This window comes from Mycolicibacterium parafortuitum (assembly GCF_002086815.1).
In the GTDB taxonomy this organism is placed as follows: domain Bacteria; phylum Actinomycetota; class Actinomycetes; order Mycobacteriales; family Mycobacteriaceae; genus Mycobacterium; species Mycobacterium parafortuitum.
Genome location: NZ_MVID01000029.1, coordinates 51244 through 70643, shown reverse-complemented (window position 1 = coordinate 70643; position 19400 = coordinate 51244). Strand labels below are relative to the sequence as shown.

Sequence of the window (19400 nt, the reverse complement as noted above, 5' to 3'; positions counted from 1 at the left end):
CCCGGTTACCGCAGCGCTGCGTGGACCGCCGCGGCGAACGCGTCACCGCGATGGCCGTAGCTGCTGAACTGGTCGAATGATGCACCGGCGGGGGCCAGCAGCACGGTGTCGCCGGGCCGGGCCAGGCGCTGTGCGGCGTCGACGGCGGCGCCCATCACCGCCTCGGACAGCGACTGCTCCCCCACCTGAACCACTCGAGTCACACGAGTAACACCAGACTCATCTTTCTCAAGCACCACAGAATCCTCCCCCGTCACAAGCTCGACGACGGGGACATCCGGCGCGTGTCGCGCCAAAGCGTTACCGACGGCCGCGCGATCACGGCCGATCAGCACCGCACCGGCCAGCCGATCGGCCGTCGCGGCGACCAACTCGTCGACCGAGGCGCCTTTGAGCAACCCGCCCGCGATCCACACCACCCGCGGGAACGCGCTGATCGACGCGTGCGCGGCGTGCGGGTTGGTGGCCTTCGAATCGTCGACGTAGGTGATGCCGTCTGCGGTCGCGACCACCTCGGCGCGGTGCCTGCCGACCTGGAAGCCCGCCAGCGCGGTGGCGATCGCGTCCGCGGGCACATCCACCGCGCGGGCCAGTGCCGCCGCGGCCAGCGCGTTGAGTACGCCGACCGGACCACCGACGGTGATGCTGTCCGCGGGCGCGAGCACCAGACCGTCGCCGAACGCGTTGTCGACCAGCACGCCGTCGCGCACGCCCAGTTCGCCCGGCCCCGGCTCGCCGAGCCGGAACCCGGCCTTCACCGGCGCAGGCGCATCGGCCAGCAGCCCGGCCGCGATCGGATCGTCGAGCCCGCCGACAGCGACCCGACCGGTCAGCGCGCGGCCCTTGTCCTGCGCGTAGGCCGCCATCGAGCCGTGCCAGTCGAGGTGGTCCTCGGCCACGTTGAGTACCGCGCCGGCCTCGGGCCGCAGCGACGGCGCCCAGTGCAGCTGGAAGCTGGACAGTTCGACGGCCAGCACCTCGGCCGGTCTGTCCAGCATCGCCAGCACCGGATCGCCGATGTTGCCGCACAGCACCGCGCTCCTGCCGGCGGCCTCCAGCATCGCGAACAGCATCGAGGTGGTGGTGGTCTTGCCGTTCGTGCCGGTCACCACGAGCCACTTCCGGGGCGGACCGAACCGGCCCGACCGGTCCAGCCGCCAGGCCAGCTCGACGTCGCCCCACACCGGGACACCGTGCGCGGCGGCCGCGGCCAGCACCGGCGCCGTCGGCGGGAACCCGGGGCTGGTCACGACCAGGTCGAAGCCGGAGATACGGGCCACCGCGTCGGCCGGAGCGGCGACGTCGACGCCGCGCTGGGCCAGCGCGGCGCGCGCCGGCTCGCTGTCGTCGGTGACGGTGGGCCGCGCCCCGAGCGAGGTCAGTGCCGCCAGGATCGCCTCGCCGGTCACCCGCGCGCCGGTGACCAGAACGGACAGCCCGACAAGGCCCTCCACGTCAGGCCCCGACAGTGGTCAGCCATTCGCTGTAGAAGAGCGCGACACCGAGCCCGCACGCGATCGCGGTCAACAGCCAGAACCGGATGATCACCGTGGTCTCGGCCCAGCCGACCAACTCGAAGTGGTGGTGGAACGGCGCCATCCGGAACACCCGGCGGCCGGTGGTGCGGAACGCGAGGATCTGCACGACGACCGAGGTGACCTCGGCGACGAACAGCGCGCCGAGCACGACGGCCAGCATCTCGGTGCGGCTGGTGACCGACAGGCCGGCGATCACGCCGCCCAGCGCCAGCGATCCGGTGTCACCCATGAAGATCTTGGCGGGCGCGGCGTTCCACCACAGGAAGCCGATACACGCGCCCGCGGTCCCCGCCGCGATGATCGCCAGGTCCAGCGGATCACGGACGTTGTAGCAGCCGACGCCGGGCGCGGTCGCGCACGCATTGCGGAACTGCCAGAACGTGATCAGCACGTAGGCCGCGCACACCATCGCCATCGCACCGGCGGCCAGCCCGTCGAGGCCGTCGGTGAAGTTCACCGCGTTCGACCACGCGCTGACGATCACGACGCAGAACAGCACGAACACCGCAGGTGCCAGCGTGACCGTCGCGATCTCGCGGACGTAGGACAGCTCCGGGCTGCCCGGGGTCAGGCCGTCGGCGTTGGCGAACTGCAGCGCCAGCACACCGAACAGCACCGCCGCGACCAGGATGCCGATCGTCTTCGCGGTCTTGTTCAGCCCCAGGTTGCGGGCCCGGCGCAACTTGATCATGTCGTCGAGGAACCCGACCACACCCAGCGAGGTGGCCAGGCCGAGCACCAGCAGACCCGACGCCGACGGCCCCTTGCCGTCGATCAGCACGCCGACCAGGTGGGTGCCGAAGTAGCTCGCCCACATGCCGGCCAGGATCGCGACGCCGCCCATCGACGGGGTGCCGCGCTTCTTGTGATGGCTCGGCGGCCCGTCCTCACGGATCTCGTGGCCGAATCCCTGTTTGGTGAACAACCGGATCAGCGCCGGGGTCAACAGGATCGACACCGCCACCGCGATCGCGACGGCGATCAGGATCTGCCTCATCGGCCGCCCTCCGTCGCCAGTGTCTCGGCCAGCGCACCCAGGCCCGCGGAGTTGGAGGCCTTCACCAGCACGACGTCGCCGGGCCGCAGCTCGTCGCGCAGCAGCGCCAGCGCCGCGTCGGCGTCGGCGACCTGCGTCGCCTCGGAACCCCACGACCCTTCCATGACCGCACCGTGCAGCATGGCGCTCATAGGCCTCCCGGATCCGACGACGATGAGTCGAGAGACATCTAAGCGCACCGCCAGCCGGCCGATGCGGTCATGCTCGGTAATGGCGTCCTCGCCGAGCTCGGCCATCTCGCCCAATACCGCGAAGCTGCGGCGTTTCGGTGTGCCGCCCCGGCTCATCCACGCCAGCGCTTTCAGCCCGGCCTGCATCGAGTCCGGGTTCGCGTTGTACGCGTCGTTGACCACCGTGACACCGTCGGCCCGGGTACTGACCTGCATCCGGTGCCGCGACACCGGCCCGGCGGCGGCGAGCGCGGCGGCGATCTGCTGCGGCGTCGCGCCGCACTCCAACGCGACGGCCGCGGCGATCAACGCATTGGAGACCTGGTGGTCGCCGTGCACCGCGAGGGTCACCGGTACCGTCTCGGCGCCCGCCCGCAGCGTGAACGTGGGCCGCGCCAGCGGGTCGAGGCTGATGCTGTCGGCGCTGACGTCGGCACCCGGGGCGTCGCGCCCGACGCGCACCACCCGCGCGACGGTCTTGTCCGCCATCGCGGCCACCGCGGGGTCGTCCGCATTGAGGATCGCCACGCCCGATTCCGGAACCGCCTGCACCAGTTCGGATTTCGTCGCGGCGATGGCTTCGCGGGAGCCGAACTCGCCGAGGTGCGCGGTGCCGACGTTGAGCACCGCCCCGATGGCGGGCGTTGCGATACGGGCAAGCGCGGCGATGTTGCCGGGGTGCCGCGCCGACATCTCCAGCACCAGGTAGTCGGTGGATTCGGTCGCGCGCAGCACCGTCCACGGGTGACCGAGTTCGTTGTTGAACGACCCGGGTGGGGCGATCACCTCGCCGAGCGGAGCGAGCACCGCGGCGATCAGGTCCTTCGTCGAGGTCTTGCCCGACGAGCCGGTGATGCCGATGATGGTCAGCCCGCCCTCGACGAGCTTCGCGGCGACCGCGGCCGCCAGCTTCGCCAGCGCGGCGAGCACCGCGGCCCCGGAACCGTCGGCGTCGTGTTCGAGCACCCCCGCGGTACCGGCGGGGTGCTCCACCACCGGATCGACCACGACGGGATCTACCACTACGGGATCTACCACTACGGCGGGCACGCCGACCGGGCGGGCGGCCAGCACCGCCGCGGCACCCGATTCGACGGCGGCGGCGGCGAAGTCGTGCCCGTCGGTGCGGGCTCCGGGCAGCGCGAGGAACAGTCCGCCCTCGGTCACCGCGCGCGAGTCGAACTCGACGGTGCCGGTGATACGGATGCGTTCGGCCTCGGCGGCAGACACGTCGGAGAGACGGCCACCGACGATCTCGGCGACCTGGGCCAGCGTCAACTCGATCATCGCGGCGACCGCCCAGTCTGCAGCGCGTCCAGCGCCGCGGCCAGTTCCTCGCGGTCGTCGAATGGCGTGGTGTGTCCGCGGCTGGTCTGGCCGGCCTCGTGTCCCTTGCCCGCGATCAGCACGATGTCGCCGGTACCCGCCCAGGCCACCGCGTGGGCGATGGCCGCACGCCGGTCCCCGATCTCGACGACCTCGCCGACGGCGACCCCGGCGCCGCGCAGGATCGCCGCGCGGATCTCGGCCGGATCCTCGTCGCGCGGGTTGTCGTCGGTGACCACGACCAGGTCGGCCAGTTCGGCCGCGACCCGGCCCATCGGTTCACGCTTGCCCTGGTCCCGGTTGCCGCCTGCGCCGAACACCACCGCCAGGCGTCCCGTGCACTGGGCGCGCAGGGTCTGCAGCACCGCCTGCAGCGCACCTGGTTTGTGGGCGTAGTCGACCAGCGCAAGGAATTCCTGTCCGCGGTCCACGGCCTCCAGCCGTCCCGGCACCGTCGCATCCCGCAGCCCGGGCGCGGCCTGTTCCGGCGACACACCGACCGCATCCAGCAGCGCGACCGCGAGCAGACAGTTCGCGATGTTGTAGCCGCCGGGCAACCCGATCTCCAGACCGTGGTGCACCCCGGCCGGGTCGACCGCCAGGAAATCCTGCACACCGCCGTCGACCGAGCGGATCTCGTCCACGTGCCAGTCGGCGGGCCCGGTGGCGCTGACGGTCACCGCGTCCGGGACACGCTCGGTCAGGGCCCTGCCCCACTCGTCGTCGACGCACACCACCGCCTGCTGGGCGTGGATCGGTGAGGCCGGGTCGAACAGCCGGGCCTTGGCCTCGAAGTAGTCCTGCATGGTCGGGTGGAAGTCGAGGTGGTCGCGCGACAGGTTGGAGAAACCGCCGACGGCGAAGCAGACGCCGTCCACCCGGCCGAGCGTCAGCGCGTGGCTGGACACCTCCATCACCACGGTGTCCACCCCCTGCTCCAGCATCACCGCGAGCAGCGCCTGCAGGTCGGGGGCCTCCGGCGTCGTCAGGCCACCCGGCTGTTGGTGCCCGTCGATGCGGACCCCGACGGTGCCGATCAGGCCCGCGACCCGGCCCGCCGCCCGCAAACCCGCCTCGACCAGGTAGGTCGTGGTGGTCTTGCCCGAGGTGCCGGTCACCCCGATCACCCGCAGCTTCTGCGACGGCCGACCGTAGACCGCCGATGCGACCTCGCCGAGCACGGCGCGCGGGTTCGGGTGCAGCAACACCGGGACCCCGAGGTCGCCGGCCTCGGCCGCGCCTTCGGGGTCGGTCAGCACCGCGACAGCGCCGCGCGTGACGGCGTCGGCGGCGTAGCGCGCACCGTGGGCCTTCGCGCCGGGCAGCGCGGCGAACAGGTCCCCCGGCACCGCGTCCTGCCCGCGCAGCGTCACACCGGTGACCTGGACGTCCGGCACCGCGGGGACGGGCTCGGCGGACACCAGGCCGGAGAGCGCGGAGAGCGGGAGACCGACGGGATGGGTGGGGCGCAGATTCATGGCGATCACACAGTACCGATCACCGGAGGTCCGATTCCCCCGTCGCGCCGCCTTTTCACCCGGCCTGAAGCGTCAGCGGCGCACCCGGATCCGGCGACAGCGGCACGTTCTCCCGCTGCAGCAGCCACGACGCGATGGTGTGGAACAGCGGCGCGGCCGAGGAGCCCGGCGAGCCGTCGGCGGCGCGATGCGGCGCGTCGAGCATCACGCCGATCACGTAGCGGGGGTCGTCGGCCGGGGCCATCCCGGCGAAGGTGATCCAGTAGACGTCGCTGTAGTAGCAGCCGCACGCGGGGTTGATCTGCTGGGCGGTGCCGGTCTTGCCCGCGATCTGGTATCCCTCGACGGCGGCCTGCGGGCCCGTGCCCTGCTGGATGCCGCGCGGATCGCGCTGCACCACCGACCGGAACATGTCGCGCACGGTGCGCGCGGTCTCGGCGGACACCACCCGGATACCGTCCGGGCGAGGCTCCTCGCTGCGGCTTCCGTCGGGCGCGACGGTCGCCTTGAGGATTCGCGGCGGGATCCGCACACCGTCGTTGGCGATGGCCTGGTAGATCGCGGTCATCTGCAACAGGGTCATCGAAAGACCCTGCCCGATCGGGAGATTGGAGAAGGTGCTGCCCGACCACTGATCGATCGGCGGGACCAGGCCCGGGCTCTCACCGGGCAGCCCGACCCCGGTGCGCTGCCCGAGGCCGAACAGCCTGAGCATGTCGGCGAACTTCTCCGGCCCGAGCCGCTGCGCCAGCATCAGCGTCCCGACGTTCGACGACTTCCCGAACACACCCGTTGTGGTGTAAGGCATCACGCCGTGCTCCCACGCGTCGCCGACGGTGACGCCGCCCATGTGGATGGAGCCGGGGACCTGCAGCACCTCGTCCGGGGTGGTCAGCTTGTTCTCGATCACCGCGGCGGCGGTGATCATCTTGTTCACCGAGCCGGGCTCGAACGGCGACGACACCGGCAGGTTGCCCAGTTGGCGGTGATCCTGACGGCTGATGTCCTGCGCCGGGTTGAACGTGTTGTCGTTCGACATCGCCAGCACCTCACCGGTTTTGGCGTCGAGCACGACGGCCGAGGCGTTCTTGGCCCCGGAGGCGTCCTTGGCCAGCTGCACCTGCTGCTGCACGTGGAACTGGATGTCGTCGTCGATGGTCAGCTCGACCGTCGAACCGTTGACGGCGTGATGGCGGTTCCGGTAGCTGCCCGGGATGACCACACCGTCGGAACCGCGGTCGTAGGTGACCGATCCGTCGGTGCCCGCGAGCACGGAGTCCAGCGAATCCTCAAGCCCGAGAAGGCCGTGCCCGTCCCAGTCGATGCCGCCGATGATGTTGGCGGCCAGCGACCCGCCGGGATACTGGCGCAGATCCTGGCGCTCGGCGCCGACCTCGGGGAACTTCTTGATGATCGCGTCGGAGATGGCCGGGTCGACCGCACGGGCGAGATAGACGAACGTCTCGTTGCTGCGCAGCTTCTTGAGGACGGTCGCGGTGTCGGGTTTACCGCCCAACCGTTGCGACACCTCGGCGGCGATCTCCCGCAGCCGGGCGTCGGGTTCGGGTGCGTCGCTGGACTTCGCCCTGGCCTCGTCGAGTTGCTTGCGCACCCGGACCGGCTGGAACGTCAGCGCCCTGGCCTCGATCGTGAAGGCTAGCTTGTCGCCGTTGCGGTCGACGATCGACCCGCGCAGCGCGGGATCGATGTCGGTGACCTTGAGCTGACCGGCCGCCTCGGCGCGCAGCCCCTCGGCCTTGGGCACCTGGAGCGTGAACAGCTGGGCGGCCGCGATGACGAGGAGCAGGAAGATCGCCGCATTGCCCGCGCGGTGCCGGAACACGAACGACGCACTGCGCAAACCGGTCGGGGGAGCGGGCTGGCGGGTGCGCCGGGCCCGGGCGGAGCGTTCCTGGGTCGGCGCCTTCGCGATCGCCTTGCCCGGCTCGGCCTGCCGGCTCACACGCCCGCCTCAGGCACGGGCACGGGCGCCGGCGCCGGCGCGGGAATCGGCGCGGGGGCGGGTGCCGGCTCGATCGGTCCCGGCATCGGCAGATCTCCTGACACCGCGTGCGGCATCTCCCCGGGCGGCACGGCTGCGGGCGGCACCACGCCGGGCACCACCCCCGGCACCGCCCCTGGCACCGCGCCGGGCACCGGAAGTACTTGCGGCACTTCGAGTCCCGGCACCGCCAGCGGCAGGGCGGGCAGTCCGGCGGACGGCGCCGTCGGCACGCGCACCGGGACCTCGCGAGGTTCCACGACGCGCGGGGCGGGCGGCGCCGGAGGCACCGGGTCGGGCAACGGCGGGTTCAGCGGCGGCGGCGGAACGCCTTCGGCCGGTTTGGGCGTGCCGACCACCACCCAGTTGCCGGCCGGATCCTGCACCAGGTGCGCGGTGTCCCGGGACGGGATCATGCCCAGTTCGCGGGCCGCCTCGGCGAGCGCGGGCGCGGCCTGGGCCTGCAGCACGTCGCGCTCGAGAGCCTCTTTCTGCTGCATCAGCGCCTGGTTGACCTGGCGCGCGCTGCCGAGCCGGTAGGACCGTTCGGCGGCGTCGGTGGACAGCCACAGCGTCACACCGAGGCCGACGCCGAGCGCCGCGATGACCAGCACGACGAACGGCACCCGCGAGACCAGGCGACGCGGGTTCAGGTCGATCGAGGCCAGACGGACCAGCAGCCGTTCACGCAGTGGGGGCCGGACAACCTTGGGAGCCTTGGCCTTCCGGGCCTTGGCGCGTGCCTTGGCCTGGGTCGCGCTCTTCGGCCGCGCCGGGGTGTCGACCGGGCGGGAGGACGGTGTGGACCGCGGCGCGGACCGCTGCGGGCGCCCGTCGCGCGTCGCCTTGCGGCCGCGCGGCGGGGCGTCGGTGGGCATCCGCTTGGCCTCGCGAGCGCCGGCGCGCTTGGCCCGTGGCTGCGCTGTGCGCTCCCTGTCGCGGGTGCGGACGCCGTCGCGTGGTGGCTTCTTCGCCTTCATCGCTCTCCCCCAACTTTTTCCACTGCGCGCAACCGGACGGGGGCGCTTCTCGGGTTCCGTTCGATCTCTTCCGCGTCGGCGCGCTCGGCACCGCGGGTCAGCGACGTGAATTCGGGCCCGTGCCCTGGCAATTCGACCGGCAGCCCGGGCGGGGTGCGCGATGCGGTCGCGGCGGCGAAGGCCGTCTTGACGATCCGGTCCTCCAGCGACTGATAGGCCATCACCGCCAGCCGGCCGTGCGGGCGCAGCGATCGCAGCGCCGCCGGGATCGCGGCACGCAGCGAGTCCAGCTCCGCGTTGACCTCGATGCGCAGCGCCTGGAACGTGCGTTTGGCGGGATGGCCGCCGGTGCGGCGGGCCGGGGCCGGGATGGCCTGGTAGAGAAGTTCGACCAGTTGTCCGGTGGTCTCGAACGGCTCGGTCTTGCGGCGCCGGACGACATGCGCGGCGATGCGGCCGGCGAACTTCTCCTCGCCGTACTCGCGCAGCACCCGGGCCAGCGCCCGTTCGTCGTAGGTGTTCAGGATCTGGGCGGCGGTCAGATCCGATCCGGAATCCATCCGCATGTCCAGCGGCGCGTCGCTGGCGTAGGAGAAGCCGCGCTCGACCCGGTCGAGTTGCATCGAGGACACTCCGAGGTCGAACAGGATCGCGTCCACACTGCCGCCCGCGGCGTCGGCGACCGCGTCGGCGATCCCGTCGTAGCGGGTGCGCACCAGCGTGACCCGGTCGGCGAACGGCGCCAGCCGCTGTCCGGCGATGTGCAGCGCGTCGGGGTCGCGGTCGAGTCCGATCAGGCGCACGGCCGGGAACTGCGTCAGGAACCGTTCCGAATGCCCGCCGGCGCCGAGGGTGGCGTCGACGATCGTCGCCCCGGCCCCGTCGGCGCTGACGCGCGTCAGGGCGGGCGCCAGAAGTTCGACGCACCGGTCCAGCAGGACCGGGATATGAGGCTGGTCATCCACCATGGCTGCACTTCGAGGAATCGGGGCGGCCCCTGCAGTGAGGTCCCTGCCCGAGAGCGCGAACCTGACGTCGGGGAAGTACGTCAGGGCCGGATCGGACAGAGGCCACACTGCACGGGCCTGCGGGCCGGGGGCCAGATCAGAGGATGTCGCCGAGTGCTTCATCGCTGGCCGCGGAGAAGTTCTCTTCGTGTAGCTCCTGGTATTCCTGCCAGGCCTGGGCGTCCCAGATCTCCAGGAAGTCGATCGAACCGATCACCACGCACTCCTTGGACAGGTTCGCGTAGCGGCGGTGTTCAGGTGACAACGTGATGCGGCCTTGTGCATCGGGGTACTGCTCGTCGGTGCTTGCGGCCAGGTTGCGCAGATACGCGCGTGCCTGGGGATTTCCGCGCTTGGCCTTCGACGAGATCTCGGCGATCATCTCCTCGAACTCGGCCCGCGGGTGGACAGCCAGGCTGTGATCTTGGCTCTTGGTGACCATCAACCCTCCTGCCAGCGCGTCGCGAAACTTGGCGGGCAACGTCAGCCGCCCCTTGTCATCGAGCTTGGGCGTGTAGGTGCCGAAGAACATCTCGCCACCTCGCAGCCCTCGCTCAAGCCTTGCTGTAACGGAACTCCGGTCGCTCCGTTGTCCGCCACTTTACCCCACAATCCCCCACTTTGCTCCAAATACTGCCGCGCGTTTCCACCCATGCCCCACTTCCAGGGTGTTCGCCGCCGCCTGACATCTCCGGCGGTCTGCCGCGGGCCTCGCCTCGACGGCTGTCACCTGCACAAACGGGTCCGGTGGGGAGATGTGGGGCAAAAAGAAGGGGCAGCCCGATGGGCTGCCCCTGTTCCAGATGGAGGATCTACTCGTCGAAGCGGCGGCGGAACCGGTCTTCCATCCGACTGGTGAACGAACCGCCGGCACCCTTGGCACGTTTCTGACGCTGAGCTGCCAGATCGTTGGGGATCCGCTCGCCCTTGCCGACGCGCGGCCCGGTGATCGCGAAGATGACACCGCCGAACATCACGATGAAGCCGATCACCGACAGCACGGGCAGGCTGCCGATCCAGGTCGCCCTGAACGCGACACCGGACACCAGCATCGCCAGGCCGAGCACGAACAGCGCGACGCCCTGCAGACGGCGCCGCGTCGACGGAGCGCGCAGAGTGCCGCCCCGAACGCTCGACGCGAACTTGGGGTCCTCGGCATAGAGCGCGCTCTCGATCTGGTCGAGCATGCGCTGCTCATGATCGGAGAGTGGCATTCGTCCCTCCCTCTTGCCGTGGGGGCGTCGCAGTCGTTCGAAGAAATCATGCATGCCCGCGTGTACGGGCACTTAACAGTAATGATACGAGGTGAAACTAAGCCGTACCACCTACTTCAGTGCCCGATTCTATGACGTACACCGCTGGTGGGAGTCAGCGCATCCACTTCCCGAATAATGGAGGCGGCCGCACGATCCAACTCCGGGAGGGCGAACCCTTGGCGACACGTCTGATCGAGCTGTCGCCCGCCGATATGCAGCAGCGTCTCGGCGACGCGCTGGCCATCTACGTCGACGCCATGCGCTACCCGCGCGGCACCGAGCACCAGCGGGCGTCCATGTGGCTGGAGCACATCCGCAGGCAGGGCTGGAAGGCCGTGGCCGCGGTCGAGGTCCCCGACGAGATGGCCGGGGACACACCGGACGCTCCCCCACCGAGCGCCCCGATGCTCGGGATCGCCTACGGCTACTGCGGCGCCCCCGACCAGTGGTGGCAGCAGCAGGTCATCTCGGGGCTGCGCCGCAGCGGCGCCGACGGGTCCCGTATCGAGGAGTTGATGACCAGCTACTTCGAGCTCACCGAACTGCACATCCACCCGCACGCCCAGGGCCGCGGCCTCGGGGAGGCGCTGATCCGCCGGTTGCTCGACGGACGCACCGAACGGCAGGTGCTGTTGTCCACCCCGGAGATCAACGGTGAGGACAACCGGGCCTGGCGGCTGTACCGCCGCCTCGGCTTCACCGATGTCATCCGCGGATACCACTTTGCGGGCGACCCCCGTGCGTTCGCGATCCTCGGCCGCACACTCCCGCTGACCTGAACGAGTCCGTCTGGCACGATGACCAGGTGCTGACCCGTCCCCGCACCGGCAGGCGACTGCTCGCGCTGATGCTGATGCTGTTGGTGCTCGCGCCTTCGCTGATCGGTTGTGTCCGAGTCCGGGCCTCCATCACCGTGTCGCCCAACGACCGCGTCTCCGGTCAGATCATCGCCGCCTCGATCCCGCGCGATGACGACGACCAGGGCCCGCAGCTGCTCAACAACCTGCCGTTCGCGCAGAAGGTCGCGGTCTCCGAATACAGCAGAGACGACTACGTCGGCTCGCAGGCGACCTTCTCGGACCTGACCTTCGCCGAACTGCCGCAGCTGGCGGCGATGAACCGGGACGCCGCCGGAGTGGACATCTCCCTGCGCCGCGCGGGCGACCTGGTGATCCTGGAGGGCCGCGTCGATCTGACCTCGCTGAACGACCCCGAAGCCGACGTGTCGTTGTCGGTCGCGTTCCCCGGTGAGGTCACCTCCACCAACGGCGACCAGATCTCGTCCTCGGTGGTCGAGTGGAAGCTGCGCCCCGGCGTGGTCAGCACGATGACCGCCCAGGCCCGCTACACCGATCCCAGCGCCAGGTCGTTCACCGGTGCGGCGATCTGGTTGGGCATCGCGTCGCTGCTGGTCGCCGGGATCACCGGGTGGCTGGCCTACAACAGCAGAGACCGATCCCCGCGGCCGGGCGACTCACCGGAGCCGAAGGCTTTACGCTGAACAGTCGGGGGTTTGACCGAGAAGAAAGGGGCGCCCGCTGAGCGTGGACGCAGCGGCACCGTCAGCCGTCGAGCTGGCGGCAGCCGTCAACGATGAACTGCGCGACTACCTTCGGGAGCGCCGTCGTGACGCCGCCTACATCGGCGCCGATTACGCGGTCCTGACCGAGGCCCTCGAAGAGTTCGTGCTGCGCGGCGGCAAGCGGTTGCGCCCCGCGTTCGCGTACTGGGGATATCGCGCCGTCGCCGGTTCCGAGCCGGGCCCCGAGGTTCTGCGTCTGTTCTCCGCGCTGGAGCTACTGCATGCGTGCGCGCTCGTCCACGACGACGTGATCGACGCGTCGGCGACGCGGCGCGGGCTGCCGACCGTGCACCGGATCTTCACCGAGCGCCACCGCACCAACGGCTGGCACGGCTCACCGGAGCAGTTCGGGCTCTCGGCGGCGATCCTGCTCGGGGACCTGTCGCTGGTGTGGGCCGACGACATCATCTCCGGCGCCGAGATCGGCGCCGACGCTCATCGCCGGGTCCAGCGCGTCTGGTCGGCCATCCGCACCGAAGTGCTCGGCGGCCAGTACCTCGACATCGTCAACGAGTCCAGCGGCAGCGAGACCGTCGCGTCCGCGCTGACGGTGAACATCTACAAGACCGCCTCGTACACGATCAGCCGGCCGCTGCAGCTCGGCGCCGCGGCGGCGGCGGAGCGCCCCGAGATCCTGGAGGCCTTCCACGAACTCGGGACCAGCCTCGGCGTCGCGTTCCAGCTTCGCGACGACGTGCTCGGTGTCTACGGCGACCCCGCCGTCACCGGTAAGCCCTCCGGTGACGACCTGCGGTCCGGTAAACGCACGGTACTGCTCGCCGAGGCCCTCGAACTCGCGGGCCAGCACGATCCGGACTCGGCCGAGCTGCTGCGCCGCTCGGTCGGCACCGACCTGACCGACACCCAGGTCAAGGAGCTGTGCCAGGTGATCGAATCCGTCGGCGCATTGGCCGCGGTGGAAGGCCGGATCGACACCCTGACCCGTCGCGCACTCGACATCCTGAACTCGGTGCCGATCGACGCGCAGGCCAAGGCCGGACTGGCAGAGCTCGCCAGATTGGCCTCGAACCGGTCCGCCTGAACGCATGACCGCGAGCATCACACGTCTCAAAGAATTCACGCTGTCCCCGCAGGGACGCCCCGCGCTCGTCGGCGCGCTCGGCGCGGTACTGCTGACCGCCGGCGGCCTCGGCGCGGGCAGCACCCGGTTGCACGATCCGCTGCTGGAGTCGCTGCACCTGTCCTGGCTGCGATTCGGCCACGGCCTGGTCGTGTCCTCGGTGCTGCTGTGGGCCGGCGTCGCGTTGATGCTCAGCGCATGGGTGTGGCTGGGCAGGCGCGTGATCGACCGCACCGCAACCGAATACACGATGCTGGCGACCACGGCGTTCTGGTTGACCCCACTGCTGCTCAGTGTGCCGCTGTTCAGCCGCGACACGTATTCGTACCTGGCGCAGGGCGCGCTGCTGCGCGACGGGTTCGACCCCTATGTCGTCGGCCCGATCGAGAACCCGAACTCACTGCTCGACGACGTCAGCCCGATCTGGACCACCACGACCGCGCCGTACGGTCCCGCGTTCATCCTCGTCGCGAAGTTCGTCACGATGCTCGTCGGCAACGACGTCGTCGCCGGCACCATGCTGCTGCGACTGTGCATGCTGCCCGGGCTGGCGCTGCTGATCTGGGCGGCGCCCCGAGTGGCCCGCCATGTCGGCGCCAGCGGCGCGGCCGCGCTGTGGATCGCGGTGCTCAACCCGCTCGTGATCATCCATCTGATGGGCGGCGTGCACAACGAGATGCTGATGGTCGGGCTGATGATGGCCGGCATCGCGCTGTGCTTCGGCGGCCGCAACGTCGCAGGCGTCACCCTGATCGCCGTCGCGGTCGCGGTCAAAGCGACGGCGGGACTCGCGCTTCCGTTCATGGTGTGGGTGTGGGCGCGCCGACTGCGTGACCATCGCGGGTTGCGCCCGGCCAAGGCGTTCGCCGCCGCGACCGCGGCATCACTGGTCGTGTTCGTCGCGGTGTTCGCGGTGCTGTCGCTGGCCGCCGGCGTCGGGCTGGGCTGGCTGACCGCACTGGCGGGCTCGGTGAAGATCATCAACTGGCTGACCATCCCGACCGCGATCGCCAACGTCACCAACGCCGTCGTCGGCCTCGTCATCCCGGTGAACTTCTACGCCGTGCTGGAGGCGACCCGCATCCTCGGCATCGCCGCGATCGCGATCGCGGCACCGCTGCTGTGGTGGCGCTACCGCCGCACCGACCGCGACGCGCTGATGGGCATCGCGTGGGTGATGGTGGTGGTGGTGCTGTTCGTTCCGGCCGCGCTGCCCTGGTACTACACCTGGCCGCTGGCGGTGATCGCGGCGCTGGCCCAGTCCCGCCGCGCGATCGCGCTCATCGCGGGCTTCTCCACGTGGATCACCGTGATCTGGCGGCCCGACGGCGCCCACGGCATGTACTCGTGGACGCACGTGCTGCTGGCCTGCGCCTGCGCCGCGGCGGCCTGGTACTGGCTCTCCAAGCAGCCGGAGGCAGCCGAGGTCAGTACGCCATCGCCTGAGCGCGGCGGACCACCTCACGAGCCTGATGCGAGTGCAACGCGTCAACCGGACGCGCACTAGCCTTCGGCTCGGGGTCGCCGTCGCGGCGGATCGACAGCGACGGATCAGGGGTGAAGAGCCACCGCATGATCTCGGTCTCGGTGTATCCCCCGTCATGCAAGACGACCAGCAGGCCGGCCAGGCTCTTCACCACGTGGCCGGACGAGTCGAAGAACGCCTTCGGCACGACCACGGTCCGGTTGCGGCGCACCGCCGCCAGATGGCCTTCGCGTAACTGCTGTTGCACCTTGGACACCGGGATGCCCAACAGCTTGGCCACCTCGGACAGTTCGTACACGGCTTCGTCGGGATCAAGGACGTCATCGGCAGTCGGGATGCTGCTCATCGCACAGAGTCTAGGGCTCCGCGCCGACACTGTCGCGATCCTGGCTCGTACCATGGGCCGGTGGAGACCTACCAGCAGCAAAGCCCGTTGACCGGGGCCGTGCTGGACGGTCGCTACCGGGTGGACACGCTGATCGCCACGGGCGGCATGTCCGCGGTGTACCGGGGCCTGGACCTGCGGCTCGACCGTCCGGTCGCGCTGAAGATCATGGATTCCCGCTACGCGGGCGACGAACATTTCATGACCCGCTTCCAGCGGGAGGCCCGGGCGGTGGCCCGGCTGAAGGACCCCGGCCTCGTCGCGATGTACGACCAGGGACTCGACGGCCGCCATCCGTTCCTCGTGATGGAGCTCGTCGAGGGTGGCACGCTGCGTGAGCTGCTGGCCGAACGAGGGCCGATGCCGCCACACGCCGTGGCCGCGGTGCTGCGCCCGGTGCTGGGCGGGCTCGCCGCCGCCCACGCCGCGGGCCTGGTGCACCGCGACATCAAGCCGGAGAACATCCTGATCAGCGACGACGGCGAGGTGAAGATCGCCGACTTCGGCCTCGTGCGGGCCGTGGCCGAAGCCAAGATCACCTCGACCAGCGTGATCCTCGGAACCGCCGCGTACCTGTCGCCCGAGCAGGTCGCCACCGGCGAGACCGATTCGCGCGGCGACGTCTACTCGGTCGGGATCCTGGTCTACGAGCTGCTCACCGGGCGTACCCCGTTCACCGGGGACAGCTCGCTGGCGGTGGCCTATCAGCGGATGGACCGCGATGTGCCGCCGCCCAGCACCGCGATCCGCGGCGTGCCGAGGCAGTTCGACGATCTCGTGCAGTGCGCCACCGCGCGCGACCCCGAACAGCGGTTCGCCGACGCGGCCGAGATGGCCGACCAGCTCGAAACCGTCGTGCGCGAGCTCGACCTGCCCCACTTCCGGGTGCCCGCACCGAAGAACTCGGCGGCGCACACGTCGGCGACCACAGGGACGTCCAGCGCGGCGACGACGGTCGTGCACGACCACACCAAGGTGTTCGGCCGCGACGAGCTACCCGTGCTCGACGACGAGCACGACGGCGGCCACGACTATCACGATGAGGACGAATACCCTTCGGAGACAGGCCACTTCGCCGGGATCGAGCTGGAGCACTTCTACTGGGCGCGCCAGCGTGCCCGCCGGGTGCTGCTGTTCTGGGTGATCCTGGTGATCACGCTGGCCGGGCTGGCCGCCGCGGGCGCATGGACCCTGGGCGCCAACCTGCCGAACCTGCTCTAATCGCGGAGCATCTCCGCTCCGGCCTAATCGCGGAGCATCTCCGCAACCAAAAACGCCAGCTCGAGCGACTGCTGCGTATTCAGTCGCGGGTCGCACGCCGTCTCGTAGCGACCGGACAGGTCGGTGTCCGAGATGTCCTGTGCGCCACCGAGACACTCGGTGACGTTCTCACCGGTGATCTCGACGTGGATGCCGCCGGGATGGGTGCCCAGCGCCCGGTGCACCTCGAAGAAGCCCTGCACCTCGTCGACGATGCGGTCGAAGTGCCGGGTCTTGTAGCCGGTCGAGGACTCGTGGGTGTTGCCGTGCATCGGGTCGCACTGCCAGATCACCCGGTGACCCGACGCCTGGACCTTCTCGATGATCGGCGGCAGCACATCGCGCACCTTGTGGTTGCCCATCCGGCTGACGAGCGTGAGCCGGCCCGGTTCGTTGTTCGGGTCCAGCCGCTCGACGTATTCGACCGCCAGTTCCGGCGACGTCGTCGGCCCGATCTTGATGCCGATCGGATTCGAGATCACCTCGGCGAACGCGACATGCGCGCCGTCGAGTTGGCGGGTGCGCTCACCGATCCACACGTAGTGCGCCGAGAGGTCGTACAGACGGGGCGCGTACCCGGAGGATTCGGACGGGTCGACGGAATCCCCGGCATCCATCCGCAGCATGGCCCGCTCGTAATCGAGCACCAGCGCCTCATGGCTGGCGTAGATCTCGGCGGTGTCGAGGTTGCGGTCGTCGACGCGGCACGCGCTCATGAATCGCAGTCCGCGGTCGATCTCGCCGGCCAGCGCCTCATAACGGGCACCCGCGGGCGAGGTGCGCACGAACTCGCGGTTCCAGTCGTGCACCTGGTGCAGCGACGCCATCCCCGACGACGTCAGCGCGCGCACCAGGTTCATCGCCGCGCTCGCGTTGGCGTAGGCGCGTACCAGCCGTGACGGATCGTGGTCGCGCACCGCGGCATCCGGGGCGAACCCGTTGACCATGTCGCCGCGGTAGGACTTGAGCCCGAGCGCGTCGACGTCCGACGACCGCGGCTTCGCGTACTGGCCGGCGATGCGCGCGACCTTGACCACCGGCATGCTCGCGCCGTAGGTCAGCACCACGGCCATCTGCAGCAGCGTGCGGATGTTGGCCCGGATGTGCGGCTCGGTGTTGTCGGCGAACGTCTCCGCGCAGTCGCCGCCCTGCAGCAGGAACGCCCTGCCCAGCGCGACGTCGGCCAGCTGCGTCTTGAGCCGCTCGATCTCCGACGGAACCGTCACCGGCGGAACGCTCTCGAGCACCTTGCGCATCGCGGCGGCCTGGCCTGCGTCCCAGGACGGCTGCTGCAACGCCGGCTTGGCCAGCGCCGCGTCGAGGCGACGCCGCAGGTCCTCGGGCAGCGGCGGGAGCGCAGGCAGCTGGTCGATGGGTACGTCGACGGTCCAGTTCACCCGTCGATGGTATTACTGGCCGGTCATCAGGCGATAACGCACCAGGTTGTGCTTGGCGTCGACCAGTGCGTCGTGCGCGTCGCGGGGGCGGGGCGGCATCCGCGGGCACCCGCGGTCCTCCCAAAACTGGCGCAGTTCCCGGGTGAACCGCGGGATGGCGGGCGGCAGATCCGTCATCGGGCCCCACAGCTGGCACAGCACCACGTGGTCGTAGGCACCCACCCAGGCCCACAGCTCGATCGGCTCGTCACCGTCGATGCCGAAGAAGTCCTCCAACTCGGTGCGGATCGTCCGGCGCGAACGCCACAGCGGCGACGCCGGCGACGGAAGCTTCGGCAGCACGTGCTTGCGCACCCAGCTGCCGGCCCGCTGCGGGTCGAACTCCGTGGAGATCGCGTAGTACTCGCGGCCGTCCTCGGCGGCCACCCCGATCGAGATCAGCTCGATGGTGCGGCCGTTGTCGATGAATTCCGTGTCGTAGAAGTACCGCAATCTCTAGGAGGCTTTCTGTCGGGCGGGCTCGGGTTCGCCCGGGGCGGGCGCGGCGTGGATCTCGCGGTCGAGTTGCTGGTCGACCAGCGCGTCGTCGGGGAACTTCGGCATGCCGGCGATGGCGTCCTGCAGCCACAGTTTGGCCTGGATCACCGGCCGCCGCAGCCAGCGTTCCCGTTCCAGGGCACGGTGCATTCTGCGCGGTCGCTTGGTGTAGCGCCAACGCGCCCACGGCGCGTGCGGGCGCGACAGCCGGATCGCGCCGATGATCAGCAGCGGGGTGATGAACATGCCGATCAGGCCGGTCCACACCTTGCCCTTGAGGAGCACGATCACCGCCAGCGCCAGCGTCGCGACCGCCGCGACGACCACGATGGTGCGGGTGACCCAGGACGGATCCTCCTGCCAGTCCGCGACGTCGAAGAACGACAGCGGGTTGAAGCCGAGCACGAGCAGACCCGCCACCGCGACGGCGACGAACACCGCGTCGACCGAGGTGCGGCCGTCCTCGGCCCAGTACACGTCCTGCAGGTGCAGGATCAGCGCGAACTCGTCGAGCACCAGCGCCGCACCGATCCCGAACAGGATTGACGCCGCCGTGAACTCGGGTACTCCGCCGTCGACAGCGATCGTGACCATCGTGATCCCGGAGACCATGACCAGCACCACACCGATCACCACGTGGTGGATGTGCAGCCCGCCGCCCGCCGAGATGTTGCGCGGCTGCCACCACTTGCGCGGCGCATCGCTGTCGGCATGGCTGCGGATGTACCGCACGATCGTGCGGGTGATGAAGAACGTCAGGATGAACGCGACGAGGCAGCACACCAGCGGCAGTCGCGACTCCGGGATGGACGCCAAGAAGGCCAGGTGGGGTCCGGGGTCCGTGCGCACGCAGAAAAC

The 19400-nt window shown here is 70.1% G+C and carries 18 protein-coding genes; 5 read left to right on the top strand and 13 right to left on the bottom strand.

All coding sequences use genetic code 11. The features are described 5' to 3' along the window. Window positions 1–5 precede the first annotated feature (5 nt). The 9 genes from murD to BST38_RS24300 all read right to left on the bottom strand — a co-directional run bounded on the left by murD (window position 6) and on the right by BST38_RS24300 (window position 10772). The gene (gene murD, locus BST38_RS24340; protein ID WP_083146058.1) at window positions 6–1469 is read right to left on the bottom strand and encodes a UDP-N-acetylmuramoyl-L-alanine--D-glutamate ligase; all 1464 of its coding nucleotides are present in this window, start codon (window positions 1467–1469) and stop codon (window positions 6–8) included. Next, a complete protein-coding gene (gene mraY, locus BST38_RS24335) occupies window positions 1456–2535 on the bottom strand; it encodes a phospho-N-acetylmuramoyl-pentapeptide-transferase (RefSeq protein WP_083146057.1) in 1080 nt (359 codons plus the stop codon). Before mraY ends, murD begins: the two co-directional genes overlap by 14 nt. After that, window positions 2532–4052, bottom strand: coding sequence for a UDP-N-acetylmuramoyl-tripeptide--D-alanyl-D-alanine ligase (locus tag BST38_RS24330; RefSeq protein WP_083146056.1), 1521 nt, complete (start codon window positions 4050–4052; stop codon window positions 2532–2534). Before BST38_RS24330 ends, mraY begins: the two co-directional genes overlap by 4 nt. Further along, complete coding sequence (locus tag BST38_RS24325; RefSeq protein ID WP_083146079.1) at window positions 4049–5569, bottom strand: UDP-N-acetylmuramoyl-L-alanyl-D-glutamate--2,6-diaminopimelate ligase; 1521 nt, start codon at window positions 5567–5569, stop codon at window positions 4049–4051. The genes BST38_RS24330 and BST38_RS24325 overlap by 4 nt, the downstream gene beginning before the upstream one ends. A 55-nt stretch (window positions 5570–5624) precedes the next feature. Then, window positions 5625–7532 (bottom strand): peptidoglycan D,D-transpeptidase FtsI family protein, encoded by a 1908-nt coding sequence (locus BST38_RS24320; protein ID WP_083146055.1) that lies wholly within the window; start codon window positions 7530–7532, stop codon window positions 5625–5627. Then, window positions 7529–8551 carry a cell division protein FtsL gene (ftsL, locus tag BST38_RS24315; RefSeq protein ID WP_083146054.1) on the bottom strand — a complete coding sequence of 341 codons (1023 nt, stop codon included), beginning with the start codon at window positions 8549–8551 and terminating at the stop codon, window positions 7529–7531. Before ftsL ends, BST38_RS24320 begins: the two co-directional genes overlap by 4 nt. Next, window positions 8548–9681, bottom strand: coding sequence for a 16S rRNA (cytosine(1402)-N(4))-methyltransferase RsmH (rsmH, locus tag BST38_RS24310; protein WP_181792054.1), 1134 nt, complete (start codon window positions 9679–9681; stop codon window positions 8548–8550). The genes ftsL and rsmH overlap by 4 nt, the downstream gene beginning before the upstream one ends. Then, window positions 9656–10090 (bottom strand): division/cell wall cluster transcriptional repressor MraZ, encoded by a 435-nt coding sequence (locus BST38_RS24305; RefSeq protein ID WP_083146052.1) that lies wholly within the window; start codon window positions 10088–10090, stop codon window positions 9656–9658. Before BST38_RS24305 ends, rsmH begins: the two co-directional genes overlap by 26 nt. A gap of 280 nt (window positions 10091–10370) precedes the next feature. After that, window positions 10371–10772 (bottom strand): SCO2097 family morphological protein, encoded by a 402-nt coding sequence (locus BST38_RS24300; protein WP_083146051.1) that lies wholly within the window; start codon window positions 10770–10772, stop codon window positions 10371–10373. Window positions 10773–10990: 218 nt separating this feature from the next. On the opposite strand from BST38_RS24300, the gene BST38_RS24295 reads away from it, so the two are divergent. From BST38_RS24295 to BST38_RS24280, 4 genes are read left to right on the top strand one after another with little or no spacing between them, the layout of a single operon-like run. After that, window positions 10991–11593, top strand: a complete 603-nt coding sequence (locus BST38_RS24295) for a GNAT family N-acetyltransferase (protein WP_083146050.1) — start codon at window positions 10991–10993, stop codon at window positions 11591–11593. A 26-nt stretch (window positions 11594–11619) separates the two neighbouring features. Beyond that, on the top strand, window positions 11620–12315 hold the full coding sequence (locus BST38_RS24290) for an LppM family (lipo)protein (protein WP_272818859.1): 696 nt from the start codon (window positions 11620–11622) through the stop codon (window positions 12313–12315). 43 nt (window positions 12316–12358) lie between these two features. Beyond that, window positions 12359–13438 (top strand): bifunctional (2E,6E)-farnesyl/geranyl diphosphate synthase, encoded by a 1080-nt coding sequence (gene idsA2, locus BST38_RS24285; protein WP_083146049.1) that lies wholly within the window; start codon window positions 12359–12361, stop codon window positions 13436–13438. A gap of 4 nt (window positions 13439–13442) precedes the next feature. Beyond that, on the top strand, window positions 13443–14984 hold the full coding sequence (locus tag BST38_RS24280) for an alpha-(1->6)-mannopyranosyltransferase A (RefSeq protein WP_083146048.1): 1542 nt from the start codon (window positions 13443–13445) through the stop codon (window positions 14982–14984). Here the strand turns inward: BST38_RS24280 and BST38_RS24275 are convergent. Further along, complete coding sequence (locus tag BST38_RS24275; RefSeq protein ID WP_083146047.1) at window positions 14905–15309, bottom strand: Rv2175c family DNA-binding protein; 405 nt, start codon at window positions 15307–15309, stop codon at window positions 14905–14907. The genes BST38_RS24280 and BST38_RS24275 overlap by 80 nt on opposite strands. Window positions 15310–15369: 60 nt before the next feature. Between BST38_RS24275 and BST38_RS24270 the strand changes: the two genes are divergently transcribed. Next, window positions 15370–16569: a protein kinase domain-containing protein gene (locus tag BST38_RS24270; RefSeq protein ID WP_083146046.1), complete on the top strand. Its 1200-nt coding sequence runs from the start codon at window positions 15370–15372 to the stop codon at window positions 16567–16569. A gap of 23 nt (window positions 16570–16592) precedes the next feature. Here BST38_RS24270 and BST38_RS24265 read toward each other — a convergent pair whose 3' ends face one another. Genes BST38_RS24265 through BST38_RS24255 form a run of 3 tightly spaced genes read right to left on the bottom strand, consistent with a single transcriptional unit; the run spans window position 16593 to window position 19391 of the window. Next, window positions 16593–18005 carry a class II 3-deoxy-7-phosphoheptulonate synthase gene (locus tag BST38_RS24265; RefSeq protein ID WP_083146045.1) on the bottom strand — a complete coding sequence of 471 codons (1413 nt, stop codon included), beginning with the start codon at window positions 18003–18005 and terminating at the stop codon, window positions 16593–16595. 12 nt (window positions 18006–18017) lie between these two features. Next, complete coding sequence (locus BST38_RS24260; RefSeq protein ID WP_083146044.1) at window positions 18018–18497, bottom strand: polyadenylate-specific 3'-exoribonuclease AS; 480 nt, start codon at window positions 18495–18497, stop codon at window positions 18018–18020. A gap of 3 nt (window positions 18498–18500) precedes the next feature. Next, the gene (locus BST38_RS24255) at window positions 18501–19391 is read right to left on the bottom strand and encodes a hypothetical protein (RefSeq protein ID WP_083146043.1); all 891 of its coding nucleotides are present in this window, start codon (window positions 19389–19391) and stop codon (window positions 18501–18503) included. Window positions 19392–19400: the final 9 nt, after the last annotated feature.